At 70.2% G+C, this 24,124-nt stretch carries 22 protein-coding genes; 12 read left to right on the top strand and 10 right to left on the bottom strand.

Annotated elements, in window-relative coordinates; genetic code table 11:
• Positions 1-6: 6 nt before the first annotated feature.
• The 7 genes from ACMW4R_RS03140 to ACMW4R_RS03110 all read right to left on the bottom strand — a co-directional run bounded on the left by ACMW4R_RS03140 (position 7) and on the right by ACMW4R_RS03110 (position 6,345).
• A complete protein-coding gene (locus tag ACMW4R_RS03140; protein WP_081317304.1) occupies positions 7-612 on the bottom strand; it encodes a response regulator transcription factor in 606 nt (201 codons plus the stop codon).
• Positions 609-1,718, bottom strand: coding sequence for a sensor histidine kinase (locus ACMW4R_RS03135; RefSeq protein WP_418299130.1), 1,110 nt, complete (start codon positions 1,716-1,718; stop codon positions 609-611). Before ACMW4R_RS03135 ends, ACMW4R_RS03140 begins: the two co-directional genes overlap by 4 nt.
• 17 nt (positions 1,719-1,735) lie before the next feature.
• On the bottom strand, positions 1,736-2,533 hold the full coding sequence (locus ACMW4R_RS03130; RefSeq protein WP_058628439.1) for an ABC transporter permease: 798 nt from the start codon (positions 2,531-2,533) through the stop codon (positions 1,736-1,738).
• The gene (locus ACMW4R_RS03125; RefSeq protein WP_418299129.1) at positions 2,530-3,459 is read right to left on the bottom strand and encodes an ABC transporter ATP-binding protein; all 930 of its coding nucleotides are present in this window, start codon (positions 3,457-3,459) and stop codon (positions 2,530-2,532) included. Before ACMW4R_RS03125 ends, ACMW4R_RS03130 begins: the two co-directional genes overlap by 4 nt.
• Positions 3,460-3,527: 68 nt before the next feature.
• Complete coding sequence (locus ACMW4R_RS03120; protein WP_418299128.1) at positions 3,528-4,634, bottom strand: hypothetical protein; 1,107 nt, start codon at positions 4,632-4,634, stop codon at positions 3,528-3,530.
• Positions 4,631-5,533 (bottom strand): AbaSI family restriction endonuclease, encoded by a 903-nt coding sequence (locus ACMW4R_RS03115; RefSeq protein WP_418299127.1) that lies wholly within the window; start codon positions 5,531-5,533, stop codon positions 4,631-4,633. Before ACMW4R_RS03115 ends, ACMW4R_RS03120 begins: the two co-directional genes overlap by 4 nt.
• Positions 5,530-6,345: a hypothetical protein gene (locus ACMW4R_RS03110; protein ID WP_418299126.1), complete on the bottom strand. Its 816-nt coding sequence runs from the start codon at positions 6,343-6,345 to the stop codon at positions 5,530-5,532. Before ACMW4R_RS03110 ends, ACMW4R_RS03115 begins: the two co-directional genes overlap by 4 nt.
• Positions 6,346-6,500: 155 nt before the next feature.
• Here ACMW4R_RS03110 and ACMW4R_RS03105 point away from each other — a divergent pair, with 155 nt between their 5' ends.
• Positions 6,501-7,442, top strand: a complete 942-nt coding sequence (locus ACMW4R_RS03105; protein ID WP_418299125.1) for an ATP-grasp domain-containing protein — start codon at positions 6,501-6,503, stop codon at positions 7,440-7,442.
• On the top strand, positions 7,435-8,748 hold the full coding sequence (locus tag ACMW4R_RS03100) for an O-acetylhomoserine aminocarboxypropyltransferase/cysteine synthase family protein (protein WP_418299124.1): 1,314 nt from the start codon (positions 7,435-7,437) through the stop codon (positions 8,746-8,748). The genes ACMW4R_RS03105 and ACMW4R_RS03100 overlap by 8 nt, the downstream gene beginning before the upstream one ends.
• A 154-nt stretch (positions 8,749-8,902) precedes the next feature.
• Here the strand turns inward: ACMW4R_RS03100 and ACMW4R_RS03095 are convergent, their stop codons facing one another.
• The gene (locus ACMW4R_RS03095; protein WP_418299123.1) at positions 8,903-9,964 is read right to left on the bottom strand and encodes an LLM class flavin-dependent oxidoreductase; all 1,062 of its coding nucleotides are present in this window, start codon (positions 9,962-9,964) and stop codon (positions 8,903-8,905) included.
• A gap of 125 nt (positions 9,965-10,089) precedes the next feature.
• On the opposite strand from ACMW4R_RS03095, the gene sfnG reads away from it, so the two are divergent.
• The 8 genes from sfnG (at position 10,090) to ACMW4R_RS03055 (ending at position 19,720) form a co-directional block, all read left to right on the top strand.
• Entirely contained in the window at positions 10,090-11,223 is a 1,134-nt protein-coding gene (sfnG, locus tag ACMW4R_RS03090; protein ID WP_275796227.1) for a dimethylsulfone monooxygenase SfnG, read from the top strand.
• Between the two features lie 43 nt (positions 11,224-11,266).
• Positions 11,267-12,112, top strand: a complete 846-nt coding sequence (locus ACMW4R_RS03085; RefSeq protein WP_418299122.1) for a phosphotransferase family protein — start codon at positions 11,267-11,269, stop codon at positions 12,110-12,112.
• Positions 12,113-12,248: 136 nt separating this feature from the next.
• Entirely contained in the window at positions 12,249-13,913 is a 1,665-nt protein-coding gene (locus tag ACMW4R_RS03080; RefSeq protein ID WP_418299121.1) for a TIGR04028 family ABC transporter substrate-binding protein, read from the top strand.
• An 87-nt stretch (positions 13,914-14,000) separates the two neighbouring features.
• Positions 14,001-14,930, top strand: a complete 930-nt coding sequence (locus tag ACMW4R_RS03075; protein WP_418299120.1) for an ABC transporter permease — start codon at positions 14,001-14,003, stop codon at positions 14,928-14,930.
• Positions 14,927-15,790 carry an ABC transporter permease gene (locus ACMW4R_RS03070; protein ID WP_418299119.1) on the top strand — a complete coding sequence of 288 codons (864 nt, stop codon included), beginning with the start codon at positions 14,927-14,929 and terminating at the stop codon, positions 15,788-15,790. The genes ACMW4R_RS03075 and ACMW4R_RS03070 overlap by 4 nt, the downstream gene beginning before the upstream one ends.
• Complete coding sequence (locus ACMW4R_RS03065; RefSeq protein WP_418299118.1) at positions 15,787-17,427, top strand: dipeptide ABC transporter ATP-binding protein; 1,641 nt, start codon at positions 15,787-15,789, stop codon at positions 17,425-17,427. The genes ACMW4R_RS03070 and ACMW4R_RS03065 overlap by 4 nt, the downstream gene beginning before the upstream one ends.
• Entirely contained in the window at positions 17,424-18,470 is a 1,047-nt protein-coding gene (locus tag ACMW4R_RS03060; RefSeq protein WP_418299117.1) for a putative FMN-dependent luciferase-like monooxygenase, read from the top strand. The genes ACMW4R_RS03065 and ACMW4R_RS03060 overlap by 4 nt, the downstream gene beginning before the upstream one ends.
• The gene (locus tag ACMW4R_RS03055; RefSeq protein ID WP_418299116.1) at positions 18,467-19,720 is read left to right on the top strand and encodes an alkylhydroperoxidase domain protein; all 1,254 of its coding nucleotides are present in this window, start codon (positions 18,467-18,469) and stop codon (positions 19,718-19,720) included. Before ACMW4R_RS03060 ends, ACMW4R_RS03055 begins: the two co-directional genes overlap by 4 nt.
• Here the strand turns inward: ACMW4R_RS03055 and ACMW4R_RS03050 are convergent.
• Positions 19,659-20,633 carry a LysR family transcriptional regulator gene (locus tag ACMW4R_RS03050; RefSeq protein WP_418299115.1) on the bottom strand — a complete coding sequence of 325 codons (975 nt, stop codon included), beginning with the start codon at positions 20,631-20,633 and terminating at the stop codon, positions 19,659-19,661. The genes ACMW4R_RS03055 and ACMW4R_RS03050 overlap by 62 nt on opposite strands.
• A gap of 104 nt (positions 20,634-20,737) precedes the next feature.
• Here ACMW4R_RS03050 and ACMW4R_RS03045 point away from each other — a divergent pair, with 104 nt between their 5' ends.
• Positions 20,738-22,111, top strand: coding sequence for an MFS transporter (locus ACMW4R_RS03045; RefSeq protein WP_418299114.1), 1,374 nt, complete (start codon positions 20,738-20,740; stop codon positions 22,109-22,111).
• Positions 22,108-22,857: a 3-hydroxybutyrate dehydrogenase gene (locus tag ACMW4R_RS03040; RefSeq protein ID WP_058597360.1), complete on the top strand. Its 750-nt coding sequence runs from the start codon at positions 22,108-22,110 to the stop codon at positions 22,855-22,857. The genes ACMW4R_RS03045 and ACMW4R_RS03040 overlap by 4 nt, the downstream gene beginning before the upstream one ends.
• A gap of 139 nt (positions 22,858-22,996) precedes the next feature.
• On the opposite strand, the gene ACMW4R_RS03035 is transcribed toward ACMW4R_RS03040, so the two are convergent.
• Complete coding sequence (locus ACMW4R_RS03035) at positions 22,997-24,106, bottom strand: hypothetical protein (protein WP_418299113.1); 1,110 nt, start codon at positions 24,104-24,106, stop codon at positions 22,997-22,999.
• Between the last annotated feature and the right edge of the window lie 18 nt (positions 24,107-24,124).

Raw genomic sequence — 24,124 nt, 5'->3', positions numbered from 1 at the left:
TTCCCGCTACAGCCACCCCCGCTCCACCGCCACCCGCACGGCATCCGCCCGATTCCGCCCACCGGTCTTGCCGATCGCGCTGGACAGGTGGTTCTTGACCGTCCCCTCGGAGAGGTGGACCGTCCGCGCGATGTCGGCGATCGAGCCGCCGTCGCGCGCTGCGGCGAGCACGTCGGTCTCGCGCTCCGTCAGCGGAGAGTCGCCCTGCGCGAGCGACTCGGCGGCGAGGGCCGGATCGACGACGCGGAGGCCGAGAGACACGCGCCGCACGGCATCCGCCAGCTCCGCCGCGGGCGTGTCCTTCACCACGAATCCCGAGGCGCCGGCCTGCATGGCACGCGCCAGGTAGCCGGGGCGTCCGAAGGTCGTGACGATGAGGGCACGGCATCCGGGAACCTCAGAACGCAGGAGAGATGCCGCGGCGATGCCGTCGATGCCCGGCATCTCGATGTCGAGCAAAGCGACGTCGGCTTCGGAGGCTCGCGCGGCCTCGACCACCTCGTCGCCGCGGCCGACCTGAGCCACGACCTCGATGTCGTGCTCGAGACCGAGCAAGGCGGCGAGGGCGCCGCGCACGAGAGCCTGGTCGTCGGCGATGAGGAGTCGGATCACCATGCCACCTTGAGTGTGAATCCGCCGAGGTCGCTGCGCCCGACGGTCAGACGAGCGCCGGACGTCTCGACGCGCTCGCGGAGGCCCGTCAGCCCCGATCCGGTGGATGCCGTGGACGAGGGGCCGCAGCCGTCATCGGCCACCTCGATCGACCGGCCGTCGAGCCGCACTCGGCAGGCGGTGGCACCGGAATGACGGATGACGTTGGTCACCGCCTCGCGGACGACCCACCCGGCGAGCTCGCGGCGGTCGGAGGGAACCTGCTCCGTCGATCCGGGGAGGTCGGCGGAGACACCGGCGCTCTCCAGCGCCGCTCGCGCGGCGGCGAGCTCTCCGCTGATGCTCACCCCGCGGTACCCGTGGACCGTCGTGCGGACGTCGGAGAGGGCGCCGCGCGCCAGCTGCTCGATCTGCGTGATCTCGTTGCGGGCGGCCGGGGAGCCGGCATCCATCAGCCGTCCGGCGAGTTCTGCCTTCACCGTGATCACGGTGAGCGAGTGACCGAGGATGTCGTGCACGTCGCGGGCGACGCGCCCGCGCTCCTTCTCGGCGGCGAGTTCGGCGATCTGAGCCTGCGCATCGCGGAGGCGCTCGAGGGTCGAGATGTTCCGCATGAAGCTGAACATCATGATCGAGATCGAAAGGATGATCGCCGAGTTGAGCACGCTCGTGAACGTGTCGGCCCCGCTCCACTCGCCCACGGCAAACGAGAGTCCGCTCAGGATGCCGACGGTCGTCCACATCGTGCGGGGCCCCACACGCGAAACGGCGACGGAGACGCCCACGAACGTCCACAGCCATCGCACGTCGGCGCCGAGCCACGGCCAGAGGGCCACGCTCAGCGCGAAGAGCGCCACGGGGGGAATCAGCCGGCGGCCAAACGACGGGGTGATCCGCGCGAGGGGTGCGGTCGCCATGAACAGCGCCGCGAACACCACGACGATCGAGGTCCCGAGCACCCGCGGGGCCAGACCCGGCTCTTCCCAGAGGGTGAGCAGAGTCGGGAACGTCCAGATCAGCGAGATCGACGAACCGATGAGCCACCCGCGCTGAAACGGGCGACGGCCCGGAACGATCGCTCGCTCCGGGCCGGTCCCACTGCTCATGTCGTTCACCCTAGGCGTCACGCGCGCCGCGTGTCGCGACGGAAGAAGTACACGGTCCCGAAGACGAACACCGCGAGCCAGACCACCGCGTTGATCAGGGCGCCGAGGTCGAAGGCATCCCCCGTCAGAGGCGACCGCGCGAGCTCGCCGATGCCGTAGACGGGCGTCAACTTGCCGATGACCTGGAGGAAATCGGGCATCGACGACAGGGGGAAGAACAGGCCGCCGAGGAATGCCAGCAGCACCACGGCGAGGCTCGTGATCTGCGCCGCGTTCTCGCCCGGCACCATGTAGCCGACCATGAGGCCGAGTGTCGTGAACACCGCGCTGGCGAGGAGCCAGGCCGCGAGGCCGGTCACGATCCACTGTACGGGGGCGAGGGTGACACCGGCGAAGGCGGCGACGGCGTAGGTCGCGATCACGGCGATCAGGCCGAACATCATGCCCGCCATCATCTTGACCACGACGTTCGCGACGGGGTTCAGGGGGGTGAGGCGGAGCTGGCGGCTCCAGCCCTGCGCACGCTCGACGGCGACCGACGCCCCGGTCTGCGTCGCGGACATCATGGTTCCGTACATCGCCATCGAGACCATGATGTACGCGGCCACCGACACTCCCCCGGACGCCAGCGGGGTATCGGTCAGCGGAACGTCGAGCGTCTGGAACCCGACGATGAAGAACATCAGCACCGGGAACGCGACCGTGAACAGCAGGCTGCGCGGGTTGCGGAGCTTGCGCAGCAGCTCGATGCGCAGATACGTGAGCGTGAATCCACCGAACGCGGGGACCGGGCGGTCAAGGGTGATGGCGGTCATCGGACTGCTCCATTCTGGGCGGGTGCGGCGGAGTCGGCGGTGAGGGTGAGGAAGACGCTCTCGAGGTTCTGCGCCGTGATCTCGATGTCACGCGCGTCGGTGGTGGTGAGCAGGTGGCGGGCGAGGGCGTCGGAGTCGCTCGTGCGGATCGCGATGCGCTCGCCGGCGGCCTCCACCGAGTCGACACCGGGAAGGGCCGCGAGGGCGGTGATGTCGGCATCCGGAAGCGTCGCGTGCACCATGCGCCCCGACACGAGGTTCTTGATCTCGGGGGTGGGGCCGTCGGCCACGATCTCTCCCCCGCGCATCAGCACGATGCGGTCGGCGTACTCGTCGGCCTCGTCGAGGTAGTGCGTCGCGAACATGACGGTGCGTCCACGGGCGGCATCCGCTCGGATGGCGTTCCAGAACGAGCGGCGCGCTTCGACGTCCATGCCGGTGGTCGGCTCGTCGAGGATGAGCAGGGCGGGGTCGCTCACGAGCGCCATCGCGAAGCGGAGCCGCTGCTGCTCACCGCCCGAGCAGAGGCCGACGCGCCGGCTCGCCAGATTCCGGATGCCGGCTCGCTCGAGCGCTTCGTCGACGGGACGCTTCTCGGCGAAAAGGCTCGCCGTCAGCTCGACGGTCTCGCGAACGGTCAGGTCTTTCAGCAGCCCGCCCGTCTGCAGGACCGCGGAGACGAGACCCCGGGCGATCGCGCCGCGCGGGCTGTGTCCGAAGACGCTGATGGAGCCGGAGTCGGGGGTGCTCAGGCCGAGGATCATGTCGATCGTCGTGGTCTTGCCCGCGCCGTTCGGCCCGAGGAACGCCACGATCTCGCCCGGCTTGATCGAGAGGTCTATGCCGCGGACGGCATGAACGGAGCCGAAGCTCTTGACGACGCCCCGCGCGTCGATCGCGGCGGGAGTGGGGGTGGAGGAGGTCATGTCTTCATGCTGGCCGCCAGGCGGCCGCACGACCTCAGACTCTCGTCACGATGTGGGGGTGACGTTCGTCATGGGTGGGGCGATGCTCGGATGCGCCGCACGAGGGAAAAGTCCCAGATGATGCCCGGTGCGATCAGCATCCGGAACGCCAGTCCCGTCCCGGCCCCGGCCGACAGCGCGAGGGCTTCATCGGCCGTCGAGGATCGGGTGCCCTTCAGGCGGCGTTCGTGCGCTCGGACGGTGGTCGTGCGACCCCTCCGCCACTTCCCGTCCGCGCCGACTCGCCCCCCAATGCGTCGACGGGACGATGACACGCGGGCGGTCCGGGGGACGCCGGCCGCGGTGAACAGTCTCAGGACGAACGAGAAGAAGGCCACGAAGAGCAGGAAGGGCACCAGGACCGGCGAGAGGGCGCCGAGCACCAGCATCGCGCCGCCGTGGTTCCAGCGACGGACGCTGCCGGCCGGCAGACAGCAGGCCACGACGACATTCGCGAGAGCGGATGTGCCGCAGAGCACCGTCGTGGCGATGAGGATGGGGGCGGTCGCCGGCCACACACCGGCGAGGGGCTGTGGGGGCACGAAGAACGAGATCACGAATGCGTCGAACCAGAGCGCGGCCGGTAGGAGGACCGCTCCGATGGCCAGGGAGGTCGGCGTTCCGGCATCGTCGAAGCGCCGCCAGAGGGCGGCGATCAACGAGAGCAGCCACCACGCGCCGAGTGCCATAACCGTCGCGACGACGAGGGCAGACGGCGCGGGGATGCGGCTCACCGCAGCGATGATCAGGATGCCGAGGGGTAGACCGACGAGCGCGAAGGGCCAGAACCGGGCGCGGGGGTCGCTGCCCCCGAACGAGAATGCTCGCGCGTACCCCCGGACGGCGTCGAGCGTGAGCTCTCGCCACGCGAGGCGTCGCAGCCGAGTCACCCGGTCCCGCAGGACCTCACGTGCGGTGGGACGGCGGGGCGGAGTCGCGGGCGTGGGCACGCTGTTCTCGGCGGCCTGGAACTGTGCCCAGATGCGCTCACGGGCCCGGGGGTCTTCGGGCGGACCGAGCGCGCGCAGCTCCTCCAGGAGCTTTGCGATCTCCTCGCGCGCGCGGGCGGGTTCGGGCATCCGACTCGCGCGCTCCGCCCGCTGGACGATGCGCACGTAGGGGGTCAGGTCGGTCACGGTCGTACGATCTCGAAGCCGCCCGCGCCATCGACCGTGATGCGCTCCCCGATGCGGCGGAAGTCCGCGCTGTGGCCGTCCTGGCCGGTGTGCTCGAACGCCCCGACGAAGCGGTAGTAGATCTGCCCGAACTCGTCGCGATAGTGCGCGAACACCAGGCGGGTCTCGCCCGACCCGCTGCCGAGGGCGAGCGGCTCGACGTCGACTCCTTCGACGACGTCTGCCGCGAGGCGCTGCAGGATGCGTCGGCCGCCGTCGAGCAGAGCGTTGTGCCAAGGGGTGTTCGGGTAGAGCTTCGGGAACCACACCTGCACGGCCCTCGACACCCGCAGCATGCCGGAGCGGTGGACGGCGAGATTCCTGCCGAACAGACGGGCGACATCGATGTGACGACGGAAGCGCGCATCGTCCTGGATGCCGACTCCTCCGCGCGCGATCCATTCAGCGGGGTCGTGCTTCTCGCCGAAACGGAAGGGCACGAACGTGCCGTCGTCGACCTGGGAGCGCTTACGTGTGCGGAGGTCGTCGACCAGCGCATCGATGTGGCGCCGCGCGTCGTCGAGGCTACGGATGTCCTGCATCTTCCACCGCCAGAACTCGACGTTCGCGGTGTCGATGACACGGCGTTCGCGGAGGCGGTCCTGCGCGACCTGGTCGACGTGCCCGAGCTCGTCGATCTCGACAGCCAGGCGGAACTGCGGGAAGTACAGGTCGAGCAGCGACAGCTTCCCCTCGGCTCGGGCGGGGACGACCTGCTGGGTCGCCCATTCGATCTCGGGGTCGTCGAGACCGTGGACGATGCGGCTGATCGCCCACACCTCGAACTTCTTATGCACGATCTTCTGCAGGCGGAGGGCCTGCCATTCGAGCTCCGCGTCGACCGTCGGCTGTGCGGTCACGACGCGACCGGGCGGATGTCGTAGCCCAGGGCGGTGCGGAAGTGGTCGATCATCGCGAGGTGCGCGGAGCCACCGCCGGTCGAGCCGAAGCCGAGGTTCCATCCCGTGCGGAACGTCTCGCCGTCCAGTGCGATCCCCCCGTCGTGCCCGTGCGATGTCAGCCAGCGCTCACCGCGCTTGCGGTCGCCCTCCTTCTGGTTGGCGTGCACGACAGGCTGCAGCAGCAGCTTCGGGTTGAACCGACCCCCGCCGGCGAAGGGTTCGATGACCGGCCGGACGACCTTCCCGAACGCCTCCTCGAACTGCTCGCGCGTACGGACGTCGGGGTTCTCGCGCAGCCATCTCGCACCCGCCAGTGCGAGCACATCCCATTTGCCGAGCTTCTCGGCGCCATCGCCCCACGTGAACTTCGTGTGGTCGACCACGTTGGTGTGGAACCTCTCGTCGGCCGCCTTCTGCCGGTCGCGAGCGCGCTTGTCGGATTCGACGACGCGATAGACGCGTTCTATGGATGCCAAGACCCGTTCGGACACATCGGGGTTGAGCTTGTCGAACGACGTCATCGCCAGCTGTCTGTCGAGCGCAACCCCGTGCGCGTAGAAGAGGAAGTCTCGCTCGGAAGCCGAGAGGGTCGGCTTCCGCAACAGCTCGACGATCTCCCGCGTCGTCAAGGCGGCCTGAATGTCGAGCGCGATCTGGGTGTCCTCGAAGCGGCGCCGTCGGTGGTCGACGAAGAACTGTGCAGCCGCCAGCAATCCGAGCGCGAGTGTTGTGACCACGCCGAAGACGAAGTGCGAGAGTTCGATGTCCACTTTTTCATCCAAAGGGATGCCACTGCGCCCGCGTGGTCGCGCGGTGTTCGGGGTTGTTCGGATTCGACGGGCGCCCCGTGCGCCCGGGCGGACGGCGATGACGCACGGTGACACGCGAAGGCTGCGATGTCGGGGCCGCGGGCTAGCCTGGCGGCATGTCGGGCAAGGTGTACGTGATCCATGACAACCCCTCGTGGTTGCCGCCGTTCCGGGCGGCCTTCGACGCCGAGGGGGTGCCGCTCGAGGAGTGGCTGTTGACCGAGGGGGCGATCGACCTCTCGTCCGAGCCGCCGGAGGGCGTGTTCTGGTCGCGATTGAGCGCCTCTGCGCACACCCGCGATCGAGCGCTCAGCAAGGACTATGGTCGGGCGGTGCTGCGGTGGCTCTCGGCATGGGGTCGCACCGTCATCAACGGTGCCGACGTCCTGGAGCTCGAGGTGAGCAAGGTCGCGCAGCACGTGGCCCTCCAGCACGCGGGCATCGAGGTCGCGCGCACCGTCGCCGTGCTCGGCACCGATGGGATCGTCGAGCGGGCGGCTGAGTTCGGTGCCCCCTTCATCAGCAAGCACAACCAGGGCGGCAAGGGTCTCGGTGTGCGTCGGTGGGACTCCGTCGACGAGTTCGCGGCGTGGGTCGACGGCCCCGACTTCGAGCCGTCGCCCGACGGGATCACGCTGCTCCAGGAGCTGCTCGTCGCCAAGGCGCCGTTCATCACACGCGCGGAGTTCGTCGCCGGCTCGCTCGTCTACGCGGTGCGGGTCGACACCAGCGCGGGCAGCTTCGAACTGTGCCCGGCCGAGGCGTGCGCGCTCCCCGGAGCCGACGGCGTCGAGCCCGAGCCGATGTTCCGTCGCCGCGACGACGTGGATCCCGAGCTCGTCGACCGGTACCTCGCGTTCCTCGCCGCCGAGGGCATCGGCATAGCCGGAATCGAGTTCATCGAGACGCGCGACGGACGCACGGTCACCTACGACGTCAACACGAACACGAATTACAACCCCGACGTCGAGGCGACGGCTCCCCGTTCGGGACCGCGCGAGATCGCGCGGTGGCTCGGCTCCCTCCTGCCGCAGGAAGTGGTCGGAGCTCGTGGCTGAGGCATCGCCGCCCCACGTCGAGTGGGACGGATTCGGCTTCCAGACGCGCCAGGTGCACGCCGGCGAGGTCGAAGACCTCACACACGGTTCCCGCATCACCCCGGTTCACCTGTCGGCGGCGTATCGCTTCGCGTCCTTCCAGGAGGCGACGGACCGGTTCGCCGGTGCCGATCTCGGACACCTCTATTCACGCAATCTCAACCCGACGAACCAGGTGGCGGAGCGACGCCTGGCCTCTCTCGAGGGCGGCAGCGGAGCGATCGTCGTCGGTTCGGGGCAGGCGGCGATCACGACCGCCCTGCTGGCGCTAGCGGGAAGCGGCGAACACATCGTTTCGACCGCGAGCATCTACAGCGGCACGCGCGTACTCTTCGATCGCACGTTCGCGCGCATGGGCGTCACCGTCGAGTACGTCTGGAACCCCGACGACGAGGCGGAGTGGGACGCCCTCATCCGCCCCGAGACGAAGGCGATCTTCACCGAGACGCTCCCCAACCCCAAGAACGACGTGGTCGACGTCGCCGCCGTCGCCCGCATCGCGAAGCGCCACGGCATCCCTCTGATCGTCGACAACACCATCGCGACACCGTTCCTGATCCGCCCGATCGAGCACGGCGCCGACGTCGTGGTGCACTCGGCCACGAAGTTCCTCTCGGGCCACGGGGCGAACCTCGCCGGGGCGGTGGTCGACGGCGGAACGTTCGACTGGGTGGCATCCGATCGCTCGTATCCCGCGATCACCGCGACGCCGATCGCCGAGCATGCGTCGTACGTCGACGCGTTCGGCCCGCGCGCCTTCGAGTTCTCGCTGCGGTTCGGGATCGCGAACGACACGGGACCCGCGCTGTCTCCGCTCAACGGCTTCCTCTTGCAGCAGGGCATGGAGACGCTGTCGGTGCGCATGCGGCAGCACCTCGCCTCCGCCCGCACGATCGCCGAGTGGCTCGAGCACCAGCCCGTCGTCGAGAGCGTCGACTACGCGGGACTCCCGTCGCACCCGCAGCACGCTCTCGCCGTGCGCGATTACGGCGGGCTCTCGGGCTCGGTGTTCTCCTTCACCGTGCGCGGGGGACGACCGGCGGCCGAACGATTCTTCGACGCGCTCAGGCTGTTCAGCCGCATGACGAACATCGGTGACACCCGCTCGATGGCGCTGCATCCGGCGACCACGACGCACCTCGGCTTCACGCAAGAGACGCGCGACCGCCTCGGCATCGGCGACGGGCTCATCCGCCTGTCGATCGGGCTCGAGGATGCCGAAGACCTGATCGCCGACCTCGACGAGGCGCTGCGCGCGGTGGCGTAGCGGGCGCTCGCCGGTTTGCGTTCGCGTACCGGGTCACGGGTGCGGTGCTGCGCGAGAAGCGACGCCCGGCATCCCTCGTTCAGGGTCCAAAACACCCGGACGTATCTCGAGACGTTCCGGGTGTTTCGGACACTCAACACACGGCAGCCGCGGGTCAGGCGTCGCGCTGCGCCTCCAGGCGGCGCACGCGCGGAATCACCTCGGCCGCGAAGCGCTGCATCTCGGGCAGGTGCGGCGAGAACTGGAGGAGCAGCGTCGAGACCCCGACGTTCGCGAACTCCACGATGCGTTCGGCGACCTGATCGGGCGTGCCGACGAGGTTCGGACGCAGGCCACGGTTCGACACCGAGTACTCCTTGAGGTCGACCTGGGTGTCGAGCTTCGACTTGCTCACGAAGTCCTGGTACGAGCCGTACGCTGCTCCCCCGCGGACGTCGGTGATCCGCTCGATCTCGGCCTGCGCCTCGTCCTCGGTGTCGCGCACGATCGCGTAGGCGGCCATGCCGAACGCCTCGAAGGGCGTCGCGCCGGCCTCGGACCGGCGCCGGCGCATGTCCGCGACCTTCGCCGACAGCTCCTCGAGCGTCCCGCCGTGGGTGAGGTACGCGTCGGCGAAGCGGGTGATCGCGGTGCGCCCGGCCTCGCTCTCGCCCCCGGCGTACAGGCGCGGCTGCACCCGGGGCTTCGGCTCGGTGTACGTGCCCTCGGTGCGGTAGTACTCGCCCTCATAGGCGAACGGCGTCTCGTTCCAGAGTCCGCGCAGCACCTCGACCCACTCGATCGTCCGGGCGTACCGGTCGTCGTGGGCGCTGAACAGTCCCTCGTACTGCTTGGCCTCCTCGGCCCACCAGGCGGAGACGACGTTGAGGGTGAACCGTCCGCCGCTGATCTCGTCGATCGTGGCGGCCTGCTTCGCGGTGTGGAAGGGGTTGTGGAACCCGGGGCGCACGGCCGTCATGAGCTCGAGGTTCGACGTGACCGCGGCGAGACCCGCGGTGACCGCCCACGCGTCCAGCGAGGGCGCCTCCACGCCCTTGATGTCGTTGAGGTTGAGCTCCGGGATGAGCGTGAGGTCGAAGCCGCCCTCTTCCGCTGCGCGAGCGATCTCGGCGATGTGGGCGAACGAGACGGGCGTCTGCTCGTCGTCGACGTTGCGCAGCCATCCGCCGAAGATGGGGGTCCAGTAGCCGAAGCGCACGCGCTGGGGGGAGGTCATGGCATCCATCCTGACCCGGCTCGATGTCGTGTGTCGTCATGCGAGGACACGGACCGTCACACACCGTTGACCGTTGTCGAGGTCGGTGCGACGGTAGCCGGGTTCCGATCCTCGAGGAGAACCCCATGACCGACATCGCCCCCACGCACGAGCCCCTGAAGTTCGCCTACTGGGTTCCCAACGTCAGCGGCGGCCTGGTGATCAGCTCCATCGAGCAGCGCACCGACTGGGGCTACGACTACAACGTGAAGCTCGCGCAGACGGCCGAGCGGGTCGGCTTCGAGTACGCGCTGAGCCAGGTTCGATACGCCTCGAGCTACGGAGCCGCGCAGCAGCACGAATCCACCTCGATCAGCCTGGCGCTGCTGCTGAACACCGAGAAGCTCAAGGTCATCTCGGCCATCCACCCCGGGATCTGGCATCCGGCCGTCCTGGCGAAGTTCATCAACACGGCCGATCAGTTCTCGCACGGCCGCGCCGCCGTGAACGTCGTGAGCGGCTGGTTCAAGGACGAGTACACCGACCTGGGTCTCGAGTGGCTCGAGCACGACGAGCGGTACGAGCGTGCCGCCGAGTTCATCCAGGTGCTGCGCGGACTGTGGACGCAGGAGAAGTTCTCGTTCCACGGCAAGTACTACGACATCACCGACTTCACGCTGCGCCCGTTCCCCTACGAGGTGCCGGGGCGCGCGCACCCCGACATCTTCCAGGGCGGCAACTCGACGGCGGCGCGCTTCAACGGCGGCGCATTCTCGGACTGGTACTTCTCCAACGGCAAGGACTTCGACGGCTTCACCGAGCAGTACGACGACGTCACCCGGATCGCGGCCGAACACGGGCGTCGCACGCGCTTCGGTCTCAACGGTTTCGTCATCCAGCGCGACAGCCGGGCGGAGGCGGAGCAGCAGCTCCGCGAGATCATCGCCCACGCGGACGACGGTGCGGTGGAGGGCTTCCGCAAGAGCGTGCAAGAGGCCGGAGCATCGACGAAGGACGGCAAGGGCATGTGGGCCGACTCGTCCCTCGACGACCTCGTGCAGTACAACGACGGCTTCCGCACGCAGCTGTTCGGTGACGCGCAGCAGATCGCCGAACGGATCATCGAGTACAAGAAGCGCGGCGTCGACCTGTTCCTGCTCGGCTTCCTCCACTTCCAGGAGGAGCTCGAGCGATTCGGCGAGACGGTCATCCCGATCGTGCGTGAGCTCGAGGCGGATCTCGCGCGCACCGGCGACCCGATCGAGGTCGCCGCGCGCTGAGGGGGACGACGGGTGCCGTGACCCCGGCCCGTAGGCTCGACTCATGGTCGAGACGCGGTACGTGATCCCGCATCGCGCTCGCACCGAAGCCCTCGTCGCCGAGGCCCTGAGAGCGGCCGGCCAGCCCGACGACCCCGCGCGGTGGCAGTGGATCGAACACGGTTCGGCCAACCTCGTCGTGCTCGCCGGCGCCGCCGCCGTGCGGGTCGGCCGCACCGCGAGAGCGGCCGCCGAGTCTCTCCGCGCTCAGGCCGTGGTCGATACGCTGCCCGAGCTGCCGTTCGCGCTCCCCCGTGCCCTCGCCGATCCCGTGCGCGACGGTGAGATGGTCGCGATCGCGCAGCGCCGACTCGATGGCGTCCCTCACCCGAGCGGACACGGCGATGCCGATGCGCTGCGCGGAGTCCTCGATGCGCTGGCCGCGGTACCGGTCCGCGCGCTCGAAGCGCGCCTCGCGCCTCCGCACGCGTTCATGGGCGGTGAGCAGTGGCATCCGGTCATGGTCGAGCGGGCGATCCCGCTTCTCGCCCCCGACGTCCGAGACAGAGCCCGCCGGGCCGCTGACGACCTCGCCGCGCTCGAGCCGGTCCCCGAGGTCCTCGTCCACGGCGACCTCGCCGGGTCGAATCTCCTTTGGGACGGCGGTGTCGTCACGGGCGTCATCGACTGGGATCTCGCGAGCTCGGGCGACCCGGCCATCGATGTCGCAGCGCTCGCCGTGTGGCACGGGTGGGACGTGATCGAGCGCGTGCGTCCGCCCGAGGTCGTGCACCGCGCGCGGATCATCGCGGCGACGCATCCGCTCCAGGTCGTCTGCTTCTCGATCGTGCAGGGCCGCCCGCAGACCGAAGTCGCCCGCGCGGCGACGTGGGCGAGCGCCCGCGTGTGACTGCGGGCGCGTGACCGCCCGCCATGTGACCCCGAATGTGACGGGTTATGTCGTCGCGTGACGCGCTGAATGTGCGTCGGTTCCCAGCCTGCGCTGGACTGGCTCCTACCTCACCCACAGCAAACCGGGAGTCGACATGCCCCTGCCCCGTCCTCTTCGCCGCCTCGCGCTCGCCGCGACCGCAGCCGTCGCCGCCGCGGCTCTGCTCGCCGGATGCTCGGGCGGCGGCGCCGGATCGGGCGCTCCGGTCAATGCCGAGCCCGTCACGGGCGGAACGCTCACCTACCTCGAGCCGCAGACGTGGACGACGCTGTACCCGCCCGCCGCGGGCTTCTATCCGAACGGCGGCATCGTCAACAACATCACCGATCGACTGCTCTACCAGGACCCCGAGACCCTCGAGCTGCAGCCCTGGATCGCGACCGCTCTCCCCGAGGTGAACGAGGATGCCACCCAGTACACCTTCACCATCCGCGAGGGCGTGACGTACTCCGACGGCACGCCGCTGGACGCGGCGAACGTCGTGGCGAACTTCGACCTGTTCGGCAAGGGCGACTCAAGCCGCAAGCTCACGCAGTCCGAGGCGATCAACAACTACGACCACGGTGAGGTCGTCGACGCGACCACGGTCCGCTTCTTCTTCACCGCCCCCTCCCCCGGCTTCGCGCAGGCGGTGTCGACCATCAACTCGGGTCTGGTCTCGAATTCCACGCTCGCGAAGACGGCCGAGACCTTCGGGCCCGGCAACGCGACGACGGTGATCGGATCGGGTCCGTTCGTGATCGACGCCGAAGAGGTCGGCACGAAGGTGACGCTGAAGGCGCGCGACGACTACGACTGGGCGCCGCCCTCGCGCGAGCACCAGGGTCGCCCCTACCTCGACGGCATCGACCTGATCGTCGCGGCCGAAGACAGCGTGCGCGTCGGCACGGTGGTGGCGGGGCAAGCGGATGCCGCGCGTCAGATCGAAGCACCCGACGAGGCGCAGTTCGCGGCCCCCGGGCTCGCGCTGGTCGCCGCGCCGACCAACGGGGTGAACAACGGCCTGAGCTTCCGCTTCCGCAACCCGCTGCTCGCCGACATCCGCGTGCGCCAGGCGATCATCGCCGGCATCGACCGCCAGGACATCGTCGACACCCTCTTCACGAAGAACTACCCGCTCGCGACCGGAGCCCTGGCCAAGAACGCGCTCGGGTACACCGACACCTCCTCGTACTACGCGTACGACCCCGAGAAGGCCGCAGCTCTCCTGGACGAAGCAGGATGGGTGCCCGGGGCCGACGGCATCCGGGTCAAGGACGGTCAGCGTCTCGCCATCGCCTTCAACGAGGCCCTGCCCCAGCCGCGGTCGGCCGAGGTGGTCACGATCATCCAGGAGCAGCTCGCGAAGCTCGGCATCGCGGTGTCGCTGACCCCCGGCGACATGGCCACGCAGACGGCGAACTCGCTCGACGAGAACATCGTGCAGGTGTACCACTCGATGGTCGGGCGGGCCGACTTCGACGTTCTGAAGTCGCAGTACTTCTCGAAGAACCGCAACACGCTGCTGAACCTCCACCCGGCCGACGGCTCGGTGGGCGACCCCCAGCTCGACACGCTGCTCGCGGCGATCGCCTCGACGCCCACGGTCGAGGGGCGCACGGCCGCCTCCGCCGCAGCGCAGCAGTACCTCGCCGAGCAGGCGTACATCCTGCCGATCTTCGAGGAGCCGCAGGTGTTCGGCCTCCGCGCCGACGTGAAGGGCTTCCACACCGAGTCGGTCGGTCGCCCGAGCTTCGCCGAGGTCTGGCTCGACCGCTGACCCCGGGTGGGGGTCGGTCGACGGGCCGACCCCCACCCGTGAGGGGCCGGCCGGCGGGCCGCCCCCACCACCCCCGAAGGATCCCCCATGACCTACGTGCTCCGCCACCTCGGACAGGCGGCTTTGGTGTTGCTGCTGGCGTACACCGTCGCGTACGTGCTGCTCGCGGCTCTGCCCGGCGACGCCGTGGTCGCGCGATTCGCGAGCCCCGAGCTGGGACTCTCGCCCGAGCAGCTCGCGACGATCCGCGAGGCCTACGGTTTCGACCGACCGCTGTGGCAGCGTTACTTCGAGTCGCTCTTCGCCTTCGTGCGGGGCGACTTCGGCTACTCGGTGCAGAGCGGTGCGGCCGTGTCGACGCTCCTCGCGACCGCCCTCCCCTCGTCGCTCGTGCTCGCCGCGTGGGGTCTGGGAATCGCGATCGTGCTGGCGGTCGGCATCGCGATCGCCGCGACCTTCGGCCCGCGGTTCGTCCGTCGGGGCTTCCAGGCGCTGCCCCCGCTCTTCGTGTCGATCCCCGTCTTCTTCGTCGGCATCGTGCTGATCCAGGTCTTCTCGTTCCGCCTCGGGCTCATCCCGGTGATCAACGCGAGCCCCGTGCAAGCGCTGATCCTGCCGGTCGCCACCCTCGCGATCCCGCTGTCGGCGCCGCTCGCCCAGGTGCTCATCCGCAGTATCGACGAGGTGCGCGCGCAGCCCTTCGTGGCCGTGGTGCGTGCGCGCGGCGCGTCGACGAGCTGGTTGCTCTGGCGCAACGTCGCGCGCAACGCGGTGCTCCCGGCCCTCACCATGGCGGGACTCATCTTCGGCGAGCTCGTGGGCGGAGCCGTCGTGACCGAGAGCGTCTTCGGGCGGGCGGGGGTCGGACAGCTCACCGCGCAGGCCGTGGCCGCCCGCGATGCGCCGGTCCTCCTCGCGGTCGTCGTGTTCTCGGCGCTCGCCTTCGTCGTCATCAACCTTCTGGTCGACCTCGCCTACCCGGTGCTCGACCCGCGCCTGCGAGGAGCCCGCCGATGACCGGTACCGCCACCGCTCTGCTCACCGATCCCGCCGCTCCCGCGCGCGCCGGTCGCGGGCGCCGACGCCCGGCTCTCGGCATCCTGTTCTCGCTCCTGGTGCTCGCGATCGCGATCGCCTGGGCGCTGGTGCCGTGGATGTTCGCCCCGGGCGACCCGACGGCCGGGATCGGCATGCAGGCTCTGCAGCCGCCGAGCCCGGAACACTGGTTCGGGACGGATGCCACGGGCCGAGACCTCTACACGCGTGTCGTCCACGGGGCCTCGCAGTCACTGCTCGGCGCCGTGATCGCGGTGGGGGTCGGTTTCGTCGCCGGTACGGCGGTCGGTGTCGTCGCGGGCTCGCGTCCGGGGCCCGTGGACGACGTCCTCATGCGCGGCGTCGACGTGCTGCTCGCGATCCCGGGACTCCTGCTGTCGCTCAGCATCATCATCCTGCTCGGGTTCGGCACGGCGAACGCGGCGCTCGCCGTGGGCGTCACCTCGATCGCGGCGTTCGCGCGTCTCGCGCGCTCGCAGGTCGTCAGCGTCCGGGTGAGCGATTTCGTCGAGGCCGCTTACGGCAGCGGCGGCACGTTCTGGACCGTGCTGTGGCGGCACATCCTGCCCAACTCGCTCACCGCGGTGCTCGCGCTCGCCGCCCTGCAGTTCGGATCCGCCGTGCTGCAGATCGCGACGCTCGGCTTCCTCGGGTACGGGGCTCCGCCGCCGACGCCCGAGTGGGGCCTGCTCGTGGCGGAGGGTCGCAACTACATCGCCACCGCGTGGTGGCTCACGACGCTGCCCGGCATCGTGATCGCTCTCGTCGTGCTCTCGGCCAATCGGCTGAGCGGCGCCATCCGCCGGGGAGGATCTTCATGACCGGCTCCCTGCTCGACATCCGCGGACTCACCGTCGACTACGTCACCGACCGCGGACGCCACACGGCCGTCGACGACGTCTCGCTCGCCGTCGCGCCGGGGAGCGTCACGGCCCTGGTCGGGGAGTCGGGGTCGGGCAAGTCGACCCTCGGCCAGGCCGTTCTGGGGCTTCTGCCGAACGCCGCGCGGGTGGCATCCGGAAGCATCCGTCTCGGTGAGCTCGAGCTGCTCGGACTGTCCGAGCGACGCCTGCGGGCCCTGCGCGGAGCGCGTATCGGGCTCGTGCCGCAAGACCCGACGGGGTCGCTCAACCCGGTGCGGACGGTCGGCGCGAGCATCGCCGAGACGTTCCGCGTGCACGGCGACCGCGACCACGCGAAGATCCGGCGCCGCGTCCTCGAGCTGCTCGAGCGCGTCGGCATCGACGACCCCGCGACGCGCGCCCGTCAGTTCCCGCACGAGCTGTCGGGCGGTATGAAGCAGCGCGTGCTCATCGCGTCGGCGATCGCCCTCGAACCCGACCTGATCGTCGCCGACGAGCCGACGAGCGCCCTCGATGTCACGGTCCAGAAGACCGTGCTCGACCTCATCGACAGCCTCCGCCGAGAGAGCGGCACGGGCGTGCTGCTCATCACGCACGACCTCGCGGTCGCCGCCGACCGCGCCGACGAGGTCGTCGTCCTGCGCGGCGGGACCGTGCAGGAGACCGGGCGCGCGTCCGAGGTGCTCGCGCACCCCACCGCGGAGTACACGCGGACCCTGCTCGCCGACGCCCCCTCGCTGTCGAGCGTCGTGGAGCGGCGGATTCCGGATGCCGAGACCGCCCGGCCCCTCATCGAGGTGCAGGGTCTGCGTCGGGAGTACGCGCGCCGCGGAGCCGAGCCCTTCGTCGCGGTCGACGACGTGTCGTTCACCGTCGCGGCCGGGACCACCCACGCGCTCGTCGGGGAGTCGGGATCGGGCAAGACGACCACGGGTCGCGCGGTCGCGGGGTTCCAGCGCCCGACCGCGGGGACCGTGCGCGTCGACGGGATCGATGTCACGGCCCTCTCGGGTCGCGGGCTCCGCGACTATCGCCGTGTCGTGCAACTCGTGTACCAGAACCCCCTGGCATCCCTCGATCCGCGTCAACGCGTGGGGCGCGCCATCGAGGAGCCGCTGCGCAACTTCGGTCTCGGGAGCGCGGCCGCCCGCTCGGAACGCGTGCGGCATCAGCTCGAACAGGTGGCCCTCGACCCCGCCCTCGCGTCGCGCTACCCGGCGGAGCTGTCGGGCGGCCAGCGTCAGCGCGTCGCGATCGCGCGGGCGCTCGTGCTCGACCCGCGGGTCGTCGTGCTGGACGAGGCCGTGTCGGCGCTCGACGTGACGGTGCAGGCGCAGATCCTGCGGCTCCTCGCCCGGCTGCAGGAGGATCTGGGTCTGACCTACCTGTTCATCTCGCACGATCTCGCCGTGGTGCGCCAGATCGCGGATACCGTGTCGGTGCTGCGGCGCGGACGACAGGTCGAGACGGGACCGGTCGCGCGCGTGTTCGAACAGCCGCGCAGCGAGGACACCCGGCAGCTGCTCGCGGCCATTCCGGGAACGGCATACAACGATGAGACGGCCCACGAGGCGGGAACGGAGGCGACGCGATGAGCGGCGCGAGACTCGGATTCTTCACACGACTTCTGGATGCCGGAACCGACAGCGAGCGATACCACCGGGCTCTCGCGCAGGTCCGCGCCGCCGAGCAGCACGGGTTCGCCTCGCTGTGGGTGGCGCAGCACCACTTCGACCGCGACGAGGGCGGTCTGCCGTCGCCCTTCCCGTTCCTGTCGGCCGCCGCCGTGCAGACGGAGCGCATCGCGCTCGGCACCGGCATCGTGACCCTCCCCATCGACGACCCGATCCGTGTCGCCGAAGACGCCGCGGTGGTCAACGCGCTGAGCGGAGGTCGCGTGCAACTCGGCATCGGCACCGGGGGGACGCCGTCGTCGTTCGCGGCGTTCCAGCGCTCGTCCGACGAGCGCCGCGCGATCCAGGCGGAGCACGTCGAGGTGCTGCGCGACGCGTTCGGCGGGCGCGGCATCCGGGGCACGTCCTCGGTGCTCAATCCCCCGGCTCCCGACCTCGCTGTCCGGCTGTGGCAGGCGACGTTCTCTGTCGAGGGCGGCCGGCGCGCCGGGCTCGACGGCGACGGGCTGCTGCTCTCGCGCACTCAGCCGAAGGAGCCCGGTCAGACGCTGCACGACGTCCAGCTGCCGATCGTCGAGGCCTACCTCGAGGCCCTGCCGTCGGGTGTCGAGCCGCGCATCCTGGCGTCGCGTACGGCCGTCGTGGTCGATCCCGCCGATCTCGATGCTGCGTGGCAGGCAGCCGACCCGGGACTCCGCCGCCTCGCGCGCACCTTCCTCAAGCAGGACGGCGCGGGCGACCTGTGCGACATCGCGCGGCTCACCGATACGCACCTCGGCACCGTTGACGAGGTCGTCGCCTCTCTCGAGGCCGATCTCACCCTCGGACGCGCGACCGACGTCGCGTTCCAAGTGCACTCCGTCGATCCCGCGCACGAGATCACCCTGCGCTCGATCGAACTGCTCGCGACAGAGGTCGCGCCGCGACTGGGCCTGCGCGCGGGTGCCGAGGCCGCCGACGAACTGCGGAACCTCACCGCACAGACCACAGGAGTACTCGCATGACCGACGTGATCGACCTTCTCGCGGGCCTCTCCGCCGAAGGGCCCCTGGATGCCGTGCGCCACCGCCGCTCGCAGGCGCGCGAGAACGCCCAGCGGAGCTTCGCCGCGCTGCTGGAGCCGACGGACGACCGAGGCTTCACCCTGGCCGAGCGGTACGCGGTCGCGACCTTCGTCGCCGCTGTGCACGGCGACGACGCGGCGGTGCGGTTCTATGGCGACCTGCTCGCCGACGAGGACTCGGACCTTCTCGCGACCGTGCTCCGGGCCGCATCGGCGGGGCTCGGTACCGGCCCTGTGGGGGTCTACCGCGAGCCGGGGCTGTCCGACGAGAGCATTCCCGTCGAGGCATACGGTGTTCCGGATGCTGTCGTCCCCGTCCTCGGCGAGCGGCTCACCGCGGCCCTCGAGCACACGCACCTCCTGGTGTTCCGGCCGCGAGAGAGCTCGGCCGACGCGCTGCGCCGACTCGTCGCCGCGGGGTGGGACGCCGACCAGATCGTCTCGCTCTCGCAGCTCGTGTCGTTCCTCGCGTTCCAGCTCCGTGCGGTGGCGGGGCTGCGTGCCGTGTCGGGGAGCGCGACCCGCGCATGGGCCGCGCCCGAGGTGGCCGCCGCCGGGCAGCCCCACACGACTCCCGCCGAGACCGACCTGGTGACCGAGCACGATGGCATCCATCGTCCGGAGGTCTTCACGCAGGACGGGCTCGGCTGGGTGCCGTGGCTCGCCCCGGTCGAGCGCGAAGAGCTGACGCCCGAGCAGCTCGAGGCCCTGATCGAGCCGGCGCGGGCGGCGATGCCGTACTTCCGACTGCTCGCCCGCGACCCCGCGGCGCTCGAAGCCCGTACGCTCACCGACCTCGACATCTTCACCAACACCGACGGCGGCCTCCCCCGCGCCGCTCGTGAGCTCTCCGCCGCGACCGCATCGCGGCTCAACGGCTGCGTGTTCTGCGCCTCCGTGCACGCGGCCTTCGCGACGCGCGAGTCGGGGCGCCGTGACGACGTGCAGCGCCTGCTCGACGAGGGCGTCGCCGCGGACCTCGGCGACGAGCAGTGGAACGCGGTGGCCGCGGCATCCGCAGCTCTCGCCGCGACTCCCCCGGCGCTGACCGAGACGCACGTCGCCCGCCTGCGTGACGCCGGGCTGGACGACGCCGCGATCGTCGACGCCGTCAACGGCGCCGCGTTCTTCAGCTGGGCGAACCGCCTGATGCTCTCGCTGGGCGAGCCCGAGGTCCCCGCGCGGCGCTGACCCGGGGCGCCGAGACGACGCCCGCGAGCATCGCCGCAGCCCGCGCCGTCTCCTCGCGGAGCGCGTCGGACAGGGCGACCACGGCGGGGATCCGCAGCGAGTCCGCGCGCACGATCATCCAGTACGGCAGGCTCTCGCTGACCTCTTCCGGGAGCAGACGTTCGAGATCGTCGTGCCGGTCGGCCGTGAAGCACGGCAGCATGCCGATCCCGGCACCTGCGCGCGTCGCTTCGACCTGCACCAGCACGTTCGTCGAGCTGACGCCGTCGCGCATGTGCGGCACGACCCGGCGCGGCAGGTCGAGGGCTTCGACCTGCAGCATCGAGTCGACGAAGTACACGAGCCGGTGCCGCTCGAGGTCTTCCACGCGAGCGGGGCGCCCCGCCCGGGCGAGGTACGCGGAAGACGCGTAGAGCCCGAGCGTGTAGCGCCCCAGCTCGATCGCGTGCCCCCGCGACGACTGCGGTTCGCCCACGACCACTTCGATGTCGAGCCCCGGGTGCAGGGCCGCCCGTCTCTGGGCCGTGACGATCTCGACGGAGAGATCCGGATGCCGCTGACGCAGCGCCGAGACCGCGGGAGCCGCGATGTAAGCGCTGAAGCCGTCGGTCGCCGACATGCGCACCACACCCGACACGGGGTCGGGCTCGACTCCCCCGCCGGCGAGGTGCGACATCGCCGCCTCGATACGGCCCGCGGTCTCGACGGCGTGCTGCCCGAGGGTCGTCAGCTCCCAGCCGCGGCCGGACGCCGACACGACCCGGCCGCCCAGGGCGTCCTCGAGCGCGGAGATTCGGCGCGCAACGGTCGTGTGGTCGACGCCTCGCAGCTGTGCGGCGGCGGTATAGCGCCCGGTGCGGGCGACTGCGAGCAGCATCAAGAGGTCGTCGGCACGCACGGAACTGGCATCCATGTGTGCAATTCTGCACAGCGGGGACGAGGGACTGGGCATTGCCGCTCACAATCCCCCGCCGCAGACTGAACCGCGGATGTCACCGTCGACACCGAAGGAGCAGCATGGAATCCCCCACCACCAGCCGCTGCGGCGCAGCCCCCACCACCCCCATCCGGCGCGTCGTCGCCGCGTCCATGGCCGGCACGGTCGTCGAGTGGTACGAGTTCTTCCTCTACGCCACCGCCGCGAGCCTCGTCTTCGGCACGTTCTTCTTCCCGTCGTCGGGCTCGCCGCTCGACGGGATCATCGCAGCGTTCGTCACCTACGCGGTCGGCTTCGTCGCCCGTCCGCTCGGCGGCATCGTGTTCGGGCAGATCGGTGACCGCTTCGGTCGCAAGCCGACGCTGCAGGCGACGATCGTCATCGTCGGCGCGGCGACCTTCCTGATGGGATGCCTCCCCGGCTTCGCGAGCGTCGGATACTGGGCCCCCGCGATGCTCGTGGCCCTCCGCTTCATCCAGGGCTTCGCCGTCGGCGGAGAGTGGGGCGGCGCCGTCCTCCTCGTGGCGGAGCAGAGCCCGGACAAGCAGCGCGCCTTCTGGTCGAGCTGGCCGCAGGCGGCGGTGCCCGTCGGCAACCTGCTCGCGACGATGGTGCTGCTGGTCACGTCGTTCGTGCTGAGCCCCGCGGCCTTCCTCGACTGGGGCTGGCGTATCGCGTTCTGGCTGTCGGCGGTGATCGTGCTGGTCGGCTTCTACATCCGCACGCACGTCGAAGAGGCACCGATCTTCCTCGAGGCGAAGGCGCAGGTCGAGAAGGAGAAGGCGACGTCGTTCGGCGTCGTCGAGGTTCTTCGCCGCTACCCGAAGGGTGTCGCGCAGGCGATGGGGGTTCGCTTCGCGGAGAACATCGTCTACTACATCGTCGTGAGCTTCTCGATCGTCTACCTGAAGGTCGTGCATTCCTACGACACGAGCCAGCTCCTGCTCGCGCTGCTCATCGCCCACGTGATCCACTTCGCCGTGATCCCGCCCCTCGGCCGCCTCGCCGACCGCGTCGGGCGTCGCCCGGTCTACCTCGCCGGGGCGATTCTCAGCGCGACCTGGGCCTTCTTCGCGTTCCCGATGTTCGACACGCTCAACCCGGTGCTCATCGTCGCCGCCGTGGCGATCGGCCTCGTGTTCCACGCCGGCATGTACGCGCCGCAGCCCGCGGTCATGGCCGAGCTCTTCCCGACGCGCATGCGGTACTCGGGTGTCTCGCTCGGCGCCCAGGTCACCGCGATCCTCGCCGGTTCGCTCGCGCCGATCCTCGCGACGCAGTGGCTTCGTGACTTCGGCTCGTGGCTGCCGATCGCGATGTACATCGTCGTGGCGTGCGTCATCACCGCCCTGACCGTGCTGTCGTTGAAGGAAACGCGCGGCATCTCGCTGCACGCCATCGACGCGGCCGACGCGGCGCGTTCGGACCGCCCGGCGAGCAAGGAGACCGCATGAGCATCGACCTGACCGGACGCCGCGCGCTCGTGACCGGGGGAGCGAGCGGCATCGGCGAGGCGGTCGCGCGGAGATTCGCGGATGCCGGAGCCCAGGTGACCGTGGCCGACGTCAACCGCGAAGCCGCCGAGCGCGTGGCGGGGGAGATCGGCGGTCGTGCATGGGGGGTCGACCTCTCCGACACGGTCGCGCTCCGTGAGCTGAGCCTGGACGTCGACATCCTCGTCAACAACGCCGGCATCCAGCACGTCAGCCCGATCGAGCAGTTCGACCCCGAGCGGTTCGCGTTCATGCTGCGCCTGATGCTCGAGGCCCCCTTCCTCCTCATCCGTGCGGCCCTGCCGGGGATGTACGAGCGCGGATTCGGGCGCGTGCTCAACATGTCGAGCGTGCACGGCATACGCGCATCGGCATATAAGTCGGCGTACGTCACGGCAAAGCACGGCCTCGAGGGTCTGTCCAAGACCACGGCGCTCGAGGGTGGCCCCCACGGGGTCACGAGCGTGTGCATCGATCCGGGGTACGTGCGATCGCCGCTCGTCGAGAAACAGCTCGCTGATCAAGCGAAAGCCCACGGCATACCGGAGAGCGAGGTTCTGGAGAAGGTGCTGCTTCAGGATGCCGCGATCAAGCGGCTCGTGGAGCCCGACGAGGTGGCATCCCTCGCGCTCTGGCTCGCAGGCCCCGACGCCGGAATGGTCACGGGCGCGAGCTACACGATGGACGGCGGCTGGTCCGCCCACTGACCGCGCTCGCCGCCCGCTGCGCCGCCCGCGGCCCCGTGTTGAGTGTCCAAAACACGCCGTAACGCCCGGGCGCATTACGGCGTGTCTTGGACACTCAACGGGAGGCGCGAGCGCGGTGGGTGCGCGGGGGCGACGCGGGTCAGCGGAGGAACACGTCCGAGACGATGCTCACGATCCAGTACCCGACGACGATCACGCCGATCGCGACCGTCAGCCACGAGACGCCGCGCTTGAGGCGCCGCCCCTGCGGGGCGACGCCCGCCGGCGGGGGAGTGAGCAGGGGCATGGCGGTACCGACCGCGCCAGGGCGCGCCGCCGCCGCGGATGCCTGCAGCCGCTCGTCGCGCCACCGTGCCCACTGCGCGACCTTCTCCTCGATGGCCTGGACGGTCGTGAAGAGCCACTCCCACGTCCGCGGGTCGAGGCTCGAGAGGTCGCGCCGCGCGTAGAGGAACAGCCAGTCGTCGACGATCTCGACGTCGAGGGCGGCCGCGTTGTCGACGAAGCGCGCCATGACGTCGGGGGTGAAGAGGTAGAGCGCGTCGCGCTCGTATCCCTCGGGGCAGTAGAGCGCGAAGTGCTTGTCGAAGTCGCCCTCGAGCCCGAGGCGCTGGCCGCGGGTGAACGTGATGGGTAGATTCGATCCCCCGAACAGACCGTTGTTGCCCACGGCATCCAGGACGATGTGGGGGAGCGGGGTGTCGAGTCGGATCGCGACGTAGGCCCACTTGTGCGTCGTCTCGCTCTTGCCGGAGCCGGTCTTGTACGCGTAATTCGCCACCTCGATGAACCGCGGACGGTATCCGCTCACGACGTCGCTCGCCTCGCGCGAGTGGCCCTGGTCCAAGATCATGCCGGGCAGGGGCGGGTCATCGACGTCTCCCCGCCATTCGAGCCCGTTGGCGCGTGCGAAGCGGTCGAGTCGGTATCGACGCTCGGCCCGTCCGCGGAACGCGCGCACGATCGCCACCACGATCAGCGCGATGACCGCGACGAAGAACAGCACGAAGAAGATCGACACCGGGCTGATCGTGTTCTCGCCCGACGTGATGGTCGAAACCAGCACGAGCAGCGTCGGGACCGTGAAGAGCACGATGGCCCCGCCGATGATCGCCAGGACGGCACCCGAGAGCCACCTCGTCCGCAACGCTCCGCTCCGCCGAAGCTGGGCCGTGAACGCGCGCACCTCGGCGCGGTCGACGGGCGCGGTCAGGGGCGTCGGGTCGAACGGGGGAGTTCCGGATGCCACGGGCACACCTTCCTCAGA

This window comes from Microbacterium sp. S1037 (assembly GCF_048381605.1).
GTDB classification, from domain to species: domain Bacteria; phylum Actinomycetota; class Actinomycetes; order Actinomycetales; family Microbacteriaceae; genus Microbacterium; species Microbacterium testaceum_B.
Note: the sequence above shows the minus strand (reverse complement) of the source record. Positions and strands in the feature narration are given on the sequence as shown.

What these genes read in the sequence shown, in the direction of transcription:
- ACMW4R_RS03065 (WP_418299118.1), top strand. Translation starts at nt 15,787, where the DNA reads ATGACCGGCTCCCTGCTCGACATCCGCGGACTCACCGTCGACTACGTC.
- ACMW4R_RS03075 (WP_418299120.1), top strand. Translation starts at nt 14,001, where the DNA reads ATGACCTACGTGCTCCGCCACCTCGGACAGGCGGCTTTGGTGTTGCTG.
- ACMW4R_RS03080 (WP_418299121.1), top strand. Translation starts at nt 12,249, where the DNA reads ATGCCCCTGCCCCGTCCTCTTCGCCGCCTCGCGCTCGCCGCGACCGCA.
- sfnG (WP_275796227.1), top strand. Translation starts at nt 10,090, where the DNA reads ATGACCGACATCGCCCCCACGCACGAGCCCCTGAAGTTCGCCTACTGG.
- ACMW4R_RS03085 (WP_418299122.1), top strand. Translation starts at nt 11,267, where the DNA reads ATGGTCGAGACGCGGTACGTGATCCCGCATCGCGCTCGCACCGAAGCC.
- ACMW4R_RS03095 (WP_418299123.1), bottom strand. Translation starts at nt 9,964, where the DNA reads ATGACCTCCCCCCAGCGCGTGCGCTTCGGCTACTGGACCCCCATCTTC.
- ACMW4R_RS03070 (WP_418299119.1), top strand. Translation starts at nt 14,927, where the DNA reads ATGACCGGTACCGCCACCGCTCTGCTCACCGATCCCGCCGCTCCCGCG.
- ACMW4R_RS03055 (WP_418299116.1), top strand. Translation starts at nt 18,467, where the DNA reads ATGACCGACGTGATCGACCTTCTCGCGGGCCTCTCCGCCGAAGGGCCC.
- ACMW4R_RS03105 (WP_418299125.1), top strand. Translation starts at nt 6,501, where the DNA reads ATGTCGGGCAAGGTGTACGTGATCCATGACAACCCCTCGTGGTTGCCG.
- ACMW4R_RS03045 (WP_418299114.1), top strand. Translation starts at nt 20,738, where the DNA reads ATGGAATCCCCCACCACCAGCCGCTGCGGCGCAGCCCCCACCACCCCC.
- ACMW4R_RS03040 (WP_058597360.1), top strand. Translation starts at nt 22,108, where the DNA reads ATGAGCATCGACCTGACCGGACGCCGCGCGCTCGTGACCGGGGGAGCG.
- ACMW4R_RS03125 (WP_418299129.1), bottom strand. Translation starts at nt 3,459, where the DNA reads ATGACCTCCTCCACCCCCACTCCCGCCGCGATCGACGCGCGGGGCGTC.
- ACMW4R_RS03060 (WP_418299117.1), top strand. Translation starts at nt 17,424, where the DNA reads ATGAGCGGCGCGAGACTCGGATTCTTCACACGACTTCTGGATGCCGGA.
- ACMW4R_RS03135 (WP_418299130.1), bottom strand. Translation starts at nt 1,718, where the DNA reads ATGAGCAGTGGGACCGGCCCGGAGCGAGCGATCGTTCCGGGCCGTCGC.
- ACMW4R_RS03130 (WP_058628439.1), bottom strand. Translation starts at nt 2,533, where the DNA reads ATGACCGCCATCACCCTTGACCGCCCGGTCCCCGCGTTCGGTGGATTC.
- ACMW4R_RS03050 (WP_418299115.1), bottom strand. Translation starts at nt 20,633, where the DNA reads ATGGATGCCAGTTCCGTGCGTGCCGACGACCTCTTGATGCTGCTCGCA.